Source organism: Wolbachia endosymbiont (group A) of Rhinocyllus conicus (assembly GCF_947250775.1).
Classification (GTDB): Bacteria; Pseudomonadota; Alphaproteobacteria; order Rickettsiales; family Anaplasmataceae; genus Wolbachia.
This window is the reverse complement of record NZ_OX366349.1, coordinates 857,611-866,039: the sequence shown is the minus strand read 5'-3', so window position 1 is coordinate 866,039 and position 8,429 is coordinate 857,611. Positions and strand designations below refer to the sequence as shown.

General features: G+C 34.6%; 4 protein-coding genes and 1 pseudogene. 4 read left to right on the top strand and 1 reads right to left on the bottom strand.

Translation table 11 applies throughout. The features are described 5' to 3' along the window. Positions 1-2: 2 nt before the first annotated feature. On the bottom strand, positions 3-1,226 hold the full coding sequence (locus OOK92_RS04370; RefSeq protein ID WP_264735340.1) for a hypothetical protein: 1,224 nt from the start codon (positions 1,224-1,226) through the stop codon (positions 3-5). Between the two features lie 685 nt (positions 1,227-1,911). Between OOK92_RS04370 and OOK92_RS04365 the strand changes: the two genes are divergently transcribed. The 4 genes and pseudogenes from OOK92_RS04365 (at position 1,912) to OOK92_RS04350 (ending at position 8,369) form a co-directional block, all read left to right on the top strand. Further along, the gene (locus OOK92_RS04365; protein ID WP_264735339.1) at positions 1,912-2,859 is read left to right on the top strand and encodes a coiled-coil domain-containing protein; all 948 of its coding nucleotides are present in this window, start codon (positions 1,912-1,914) and stop codon (positions 2,857-2,859) included. Positions 2,860-2,882: 23 nt separating this feature from the next. Next, positions 2,883-4,105 (top strand): annotated as a pseudogene (locus OOK92_RS04360) (IS256 family transposase). 128 nt (positions 4,106-4,233) lie between these two features. After that, complete coding sequence (locus OOK92_RS04355; protein WP_264735338.1) at positions 4,234-6,111, top strand: hypothetical protein; 1,878 nt, start codon at positions 4,234-4,236, stop codon at positions 6,109-6,111. Continuing rightward, complete coding sequence (locus OOK92_RS04350; RefSeq protein ID WP_264735337.1) at positions 6,102-8,369, top strand: hypothetical protein; 2,268 nt, start codon at positions 6,102-6,104, stop codon at positions 8,367-8,369. Before OOK92_RS04355 ends, OOK92_RS04350 begins: the two co-directional genes overlap by 10 nt. Positions 8,370-8,429 lie beyond the last annotated feature (60 nt).

The window sequence follows — 8,429 nt, the reverse complement described above, 5'->3', positions numbered from 1 at the left end:
CACTACACTTTACTTCTAACGTCAGTAACCTCCTGCTGTACAACTTCTACATCTAATAATGAACTTGGTACTGTTGAATCACCTGCACCACCATCTAATTGCTTGTTTCTAACTTCAGTAAATACCTCATATTCTGACTTATTGAGTTTCCTAATAGATTGCATTTGCTCCGGAATAAGAGAATTGACAATTTCTGATAATACTTTGACAGCTTTGTTCTCCTTAATAAGATGGACAATTAAATCTCTGGATGACAATCTTATGCTTAGATTATGTAAATAGTGTTGTCTATGAGCTTCAAAGCCAGGACTATTCCACATAGAGGCAAGCATATCACTGCCAGATTTAACAAAATTATCATCTGGTGCAGAAACAAGTGAGTTTAATGCTGAAAACATTGATGTACTATAACCTTCAGGAGATAAATCTTCTGGCTTTAAATGTTCAAATAGCTTTCTGGCATTTTCGAAAGAATGATTTCTTCTTAATATACTTAAAGTATAATAACACCTATGTTGTTTAAAGTCTCTTTTTAATAATTCAGGGTATTTATCGTCATGAAGGTGACGTAGACAGAAGTCGGCCATCCCAACATCATCAGTAGAAAAATTTCCTTTATTATATGCTGCTTGCATTAATAAATCTTCTTTTCTCTCTAAAGATAGAGAATCAATTGATTGTAACTTATCCCAAAAGAACTCCAATGCTTCCACGTGCTTTTCTAGCATTGCACACTTAAAAGCATAAACATATGGATGTTCATTATTTAGCTTTAACTGATGTTCCTGGTTATTCATAGCATGTGACCAGTAAATCATTAAAGCCCCTTTATTACATCCTTTAACTAAACTCTCTACTGGCTTGCTACCTAATGTTAATTTAAATTCCTCAAAAATAGCTCTTATTTCGTCCTCAAAACAACACCAACATGCAATCCTGTAGCGATCAAAGTTACTAAGGAGAGATTTTTGTCCGTCTTCAGCTTTCAAAGATAACAACTTTTTTCCAACAGTATATCTATTGAGTTTAACTTGATCTGAAGCACTTTCTACTTCCCAACAAGTTTCATCACTGAAAACATTTTGAAAAAACAGAGCTTTTCTTTCTCCCCAGCTTTCCATCAGCGGCCAGTACGCACTACACCACCTTTTAATTTCCAACTCTTTAGATCCCTTATGAGGATCTCTTTCTTCTATAGAAGCTAACAATATCTTTTCGTAACCCATATTCAACCCTCCTACTTAGTAAAATTTAATACATTTTAGGTATATTACTCCACCTTTAAAACTTGTCAATCACTACTTTAGAAAAATTTTCTAACTAAAAGTAATTTTCGATAAAAGCCTCTTAACAGGCTCAATACATGACCTTTTGTTTATTTTAGATTTTGTTTTTGTCATAAGCTTGCCTTAATTCTTAAGTAAGTAAATCGCTATTAATTTAGCAATATATTTGATTAAGAGTTTAAATAAAACAACCATTTCCAGCGCTCAAAACCAAGGGCGGTGAGAAGATTTTGTTTTGGGATGAGTTGGTCTACCGCTTGTTCTGTGCGAACTTTTCTATATAATAATTCTACTATATCGTAAAATCAGCTATATTAGCCTATTTTTGTGATATTTAGGTGCGAACTAACGTACCTAGCTTTATTGCAAAAATTTCACACCTTTATTTGCACAACCCTATTTTTACCCAATAAGTTCTCACAAAGGTAGGTACTTTTTTGCAATTTTAGAAAAAGTCAATAATTAGATTTTTTGTGGTGCTAATTGACTTACATTTTTATTGAAAGTATTTTTTGAAAAAGGTAGTTGACTTACTAATCAATTTTGTTATACATAATAATTTTTATTTTAAGAGGAGGTTATATGTTTGGAGTGGATACTGCAGTTATTGCTGCTGGAGTTGCTGGTGCTGCAGTTGGTAGTGCTATTGGTGGTGTTAGGTGGTATTGTTGGTAGTGCTACTGGAAATCGAGCTATAGCTGAGAGAGATAATACTATAGCTACACTAGAGGATGTTGTAGCTGAGAAGGATAACGCTATAGCTGTGCAAAATAATACCATATCTCAGAAGGAAGAAATGATATCAAAATTAGAAGCTGAGAATAAGCAAATGTTAGAAAGTTTTGAGAAACAATTGACAGAAGTTAAAGAGGAGTGTAATTCTGCAATCGCAGCAATAAAACAAGAAAACAAAAATCTAACAGACAAACTTAATGAATCAATTAACAAATCTAAAGAGGAGAGAGAAAAGTCTACGGAGGAAAGAGAGAAGTTGCAAAAGGAAACAGAAAGGTTGCAAAAGCTGTTGAAAGAAGCAGTTAAAAAAGGGGAGGAAACAGGGGGAAGGAATCAAGCGTTGATTAATGAATTAGAACAAGGGATAAAAGATTTAATGAAGCAAGCGGAGGAAGATGAAAAAAGGTATAAAAAGGAAAGAGAGAATTCTAAAGTTGAACAAGAGAACTTAAAAGAGTTAATAAGAGAGATGTCTAAAGCAAAAAAAGAAGCGGAGACAAGACATCAAGAAGAGATGAATCAAATGAAGCAAGAAAGGAAAAGAGCAGAGGAAAGACATCAAGAAGGGATGAATCAAATGAAGCAAGACAAGGAAGATTTTAAAAAAGAGTTAATGGAGGGCCAAAAAGAGTTAATACAAGAGCTAATGAGACGATTTCAGGAGAATCAAGAAAAGAAAACTAATAAAGAAAGAAGTGAAAGTAGGTCAATTAATCATGATATACATGAATCTCAAGCCTCTAATTTAGTAGCTGAGTCTTCTGATGAATTGAATACTGGTCCAAGCTCGGGAGTGTTAAATAAACTGTGTCAAACCGAAAAAAAAGTAATAAATTGATATAAAAAAATGGAGGTTTGACAATGAGTCAGAAAGTAGTAAACAGAACTACCGGTTTGGTAGATTATAAAGAATTAGAAACAAATATCCTGTCGTCTATACGAGAAGGAAGACCGTTGACAGGAAGAGATGGAGCATTAACACCGTTTATAAAAAAGTTGCTGGAGGTAAGCCTGGAAGGTGAAATAGAAAACCACTTGTCGGCTGAAAGCGAAGAGAATAATCGAAGAAATGGGAGGAATGCAAAGACTTTACGTACAAGCGCAGGGTCATTTGAGCTTTTGACGCCAAGAGATAGGGAAGGAAGTTTCGAACCACAAATAGTCAAAAAAAGGCAAACAAACTTACATCCAGAGCTTGAAACGAAGATTTTGAGCACATTTGCCAGTGTATAGAGATATAGTGTCACATGTTGAGGAAATTTATGATCACAAAATATCGGCGGCAGAGATATCAAGTATTACTGACAAATTGCTACCAGTAATCAACGAATGGCGTAGTCGCCCGCTGCAGTCTGTATATCCGATAGTTTTCATGGTTTTTTAAAGTCAAAGAGGACGGGCATTGCGTAAGTAAATGCATGTATAACATATTAGGCATAGATCAAAATGGCAAAAAAGAAGTATTAGGTTTTTATTTGGCTGAAAGTGAAGGAGCTAACTTCTGGTTGGGAGTGCTAAATGACCTCAAAGAAAGAGGAGTAGAAGATATCCTTATTGCCTGCGTTGATGGGCTGAAAAGCTTTCCTGCAGCTATAAACAGTGTCTTTCCTAATGCGGAAGTGCAGATGTGTATAGTGCATCAGATACGCAACTCACTGAAGTATGTGGCCAGTAAAGATGCGAAGAGTTTTTTGAGCGATTTAAAGAAGGTATATCAAGCTTCAAGCAAGGAAATTGCCGAGAATTATCTGTTGGAATTGGATGAAAAATGGGGCACAAAGTACCCTATGGTTATAAAATCTTGGCAGAATAATTGGAAAAACTTGTCTGGTTATTTTAAGTATTCTGGTCCAGTTAGGAGGATAATCTACACCACCAATCCCATAGAGGGGCTACATAGGCAAATTAGGAAATTCACTAAGACCAAAGGCTCATTTACCAGCATAAATGCCTTGTATAAGCAGGTATATTGTGCTATAAAGAAGGCAGAGGAAAAGTGGACGATGCCTGTACATGATTGGGCATTAACTATCTCTCAACTTGATGTTTTCTTTCCTGGCAGATTGAAAATTGAGTTGAACTAAAAATGCGGTTTGACACAGTTTATTTAACACTCCCCCAAGCTCTGATATAGACGAGCCTGTATTGTCTAATCACGTAAGTAATAACCTCAGCAGATGATTTATAATGTTATAGTTATAAGGGGGTTTTTGTGAAAAATAGGGATCTTGTAGTCCTCTTATTAATTGTAGCATTAGTGGTTCTTTTGCTTATTTTATTGTTAATGTATTTTTTTAAATGGAAAAAGGAGGGTAGTAAAATGTTACCAAATAAAAATGGTGGTGCTAGTAGCACTGGTATGGGAAGTGTACAACATAAAGAAGTTCCTAATGTATCACTTAATTCTCAAGGTGTAGAACGTAAGGATAAAGAAATTCCTACTGCATCTAATTCTCAAAGAGAACAGAGGCAAGATGATTTAACAGTAATAGATCATATGACTTTGGAAGATACGCTCAGGATACTTAAATCTGATAACGTGTTGTCTGAGCTTGATGATGATCTAAAGGACGTTAAAGCGGGAAAGAGAACTATAGAAAACCACAAGGAATATTTTAAAACACAAGTTGACAAGAAACTTACACAACTTTGTAAAAAATATCATCCTAACTCGCCAAAATGGCACAGTATACCTGAAGAAGAAAGACCAAAAGCTCAAGCAATACAGGCAAAATTAGATGACATACGAAGTATATTGAAGCATTTTAATGAAAACTTTTCCCAATGTGATAATTTTAAATACAGCTATTTTAGCAAAGTACGAGTTGATTTTTTAGGTAACAAGGAAAAATTAAAAAACATAACTTACACAGTACTAAACAAGCTAGGCGAGTTATCTCATATTAAGTACGAGAGGTTGGTACCTGATCTCAATGGGTTTTTAAGGTCAAGTCAAGCTAGCATGAAAGGTTTTATCTCAAATAATGTGGACCACTTCCAAAAAGAAAAAGATAATGCTGAATGTTATTTTCAAAGTTATTTAATTGGTTATGAAGAATTGCGTACTAATCTAGAGTTGTTTTGTGATCTATGCAAAGAAAATGATCGCATGGAACCTATTGCAACTCAGATGTTAGAAGAGTGTAAAACTCAGGGTAAAATATTAAATAAAGTTTCTGGTCATTTAATAAATCACGAATATTCTTATTGCATTAATGATAAACGAAGTTACGAACAAGCAGAGAAAGATTTTACTTTACCGTTTATAGAGTATACTAACATTTTAGCTATATGTAATGAGATAGTTAATACAAAAAGGTGGAGAGAGCTTGTTAGTAATGAAACGATATATAAAACTGTGGCTGATAACAAGGTTATTAGAAATTTAAATAGCTTTTTATCATTGCATGAACTTTCTCATTACCTTGTAACATATTATTGCTATGGAAATGAGGAAAATGGAAAATTAGCTGCTAAGCTTTTGCATATTAACTCATTGGATAAAGAACATGCATTACAGCTGCTTGTTCAAATAATCAATGTATACTCAAATTGTCTAGAAAAGGAATTTCAGCCTGAAAAGGATTTTTATGAAAAAGTTGCAGAAGTGCAGATGAATTTTCTGAGGACAATGAAAAATTTGGGTGATGAATTTTGTAAAGATCTGAGGCAATACAATGAGCAACTTTACGAAGTGCATTTGGAGCGGAATGAAGTAGTATCAGAGATGTGCGAACAAATTCGCGAGCAAGGAGAATTTTATAAACAAGCTTCAGAGCTTTGTGAACAAGCTTCAGAGTCTTGTAGGCAAGATTCAGAGTTCTTAATAGGACATTTAGAACGTGAGGAAGCAGCCAGTGCAGAAAGGGAGGAAAGGTTAAAAAAAATGATTGAAAGTGTTAAAGAACAACGCAACAAACTTAGTTGTAGCTCATCTAGCCAGCAACAGCCTGCAAACCAAGCAGATGATCAGCCAGATCCAAGTAGCGAGCTAAGTGGAGTGCAGCCAATATCGCGCAGTCAGTCACTGGATTCTTCACATTCTAACGATAGTGATGTTGAAATAATCAGCAGATCACAATGTCGTTAATGTGGCAAGAAGAAGCAATTAATTTTCTTGCTGGGCAGAGAAAATATAGAGTACTATGGTGGGGTTTTGGCCCCACTCTGCTTGAGAGTTTATGCAAAAAGAAAGGCTTTAATGCTAAAAAACTTTTAGAAGATAAGTTTTCTGAAGGAATAAAAGAACAGTGTATAACATTGCTTGAGGCTTTTGGTGAGGAAAAGTTGTATTGGTGGTGGCCGTGGAGTGGTAAGCTAAAAGATGCTCAAATAGATAAGAAACAATGTCAGAGGGCAGGAGAATATGGGAACTATTCTTGGTTTTGGAAGATAGTTTTGGGTCTATTTACTTCAGTTTTGATTCATTGCCGGGTTCTACAATGGAACAGTTTAGTTACAAATTATTATGGGGGTTGTATGTTTAAAAAGGGAAGTTTTGAAGGCAGAAATCAAGCAAGAAACAGAAGTCAAGAAGTACCAACAACATCGACTAATATTTCTGATAATTTAAATAAAGGACCTGATTTGATGACTCTGGGTGATGTATTAAAATTGTTTGGTTTACCTAAGCTGCTACAAGAACTTGACGTTAGTCTTGAAGAGGTAAGAAGGCATATAAAGGATGAAAAAGAACATGAACAACGTGTTAAGGATGCTGATAAGGAAATCAGGAATTTGTCTTTAAAGTATCACCCTGATAGAGTTCAAAATAGAGGTGGCTCTGATGAAGAAGTAGCACAAGCTAAAGAGATGCAAACCGCACTGGGTACAACAAGAACGGTATTAAATAGCCTTACTAAAGCATTTTTAAAGGATCTTGATGTTGACTATAAGTATGGGTTTTATGCAAAAATGGAAATTAGTTTACTAGGAAATGAAGATGAGGTAAACAAGCTGAATTTTGGAATATTAAATAAATTAGCTAGAGTGTCAGAAATTAAACAAGGGAAAATAATAGCAAACATAAATAGCTTTTTAAAGGCAGGCCAATGTGGTATAGAAAGCTTTATTAATGATGAGTTGGATAATTTTAAAAGAAATAGAGATGATGCTCTACTCTATTTAAGCATGTGTGTTAAGGGATATAAAAAATTAGTTAAAGAGTTTAATGAAGTAAAAAAAGAGTGTGGGAAAGTGTGCGAGAAAGATAAAGCACTGAAAGGTATATATTCTTCAATATGTAATATGTTAATTGAGAGTGAAATGCAATTGGATATGTTGCAAGAATTAGATGAGTTTGCTACAGACTCCTTACAAAAAAAGTTTCAACCTCCCAGAGTTTATGAAGATGCGGATGAATATTTTGTGCTACCGTTTATAGAATATGTTAGCGTTTTATTGATGTGCAGTAAGATGTGTGTTAACGTAGAAAAAAAGAAAAACAAAGAGAAGAAATCATGGTTTTCTTTCCTTCTGGAAGGGAATTCATCACAGGAAACGAAGGAAAATTCAGAGATTAATTTTGAACAAGAAAGGGTGTTATACGGTTATGCGCATTGTTTAGCATCGTATTTTAACGGCAATAATGAATACGGAAAAAAAGTAAGAGACATCCTTGAAATAACAGGTAATAAGGAAATCAGCCATGAAAAAGTGAGAAATAGATTTTTTGAAATCATAAAAATAATCAAGAATAATTTAGCACATAAATTTAAACCTGATTCTTATATAGAAGGTGGTGTTGGAAAATATATTATGGAAGAGTACATTAAATGGACAAAGATTATGGATGATGTATTGAAAAGAGCAGAGAAGTCTATAGCTGATACTGACACTTATATAGAGAGCTCTAGAATAGAGAATAAGAAGCTTCGAGAAGATTGTGATAGGGTCATAAGAGGGAATGCAAAACTTGAAGAAGAATGTAGGAGATCTACAGAAGAGAGTAGAAAAACGAGAAAAGAGTTACAAAACTTTACGCAAGAATTGTTTAACTATATAGGATATAGCAGAATAGCTCAGAATGAAGAGGCAAGTACTAGCCAACAACAACCCTATGCTCAAGGTACTAACGATCAACAACAAGAATCAGCTATTCAGGCTTCTAATGCTAAATTTGATCAGCAACAAAAACCAAATGCTCAAGCTGCCAATGATTCAAATGTGCTGCCAATGTCGCGTAGTAGGTCGTCAAGCCTGTCAAGTTCTGGCAGTAGCAATAACGATCAGTCAGGTCCAAGTAGCAGGTTAAGTAAAGTGCAACCAATTCCACACAGTCAGTCATTAAGTTCTTTATATTATAACGATAGTGATATTAAAATAGACAGCAGATCACAATGTCGTTAATCTGACAGGCGTAGCAAGTTAAGCGGAAATGGCACAAGTGTGAAAGGAGGTAATGTTAGG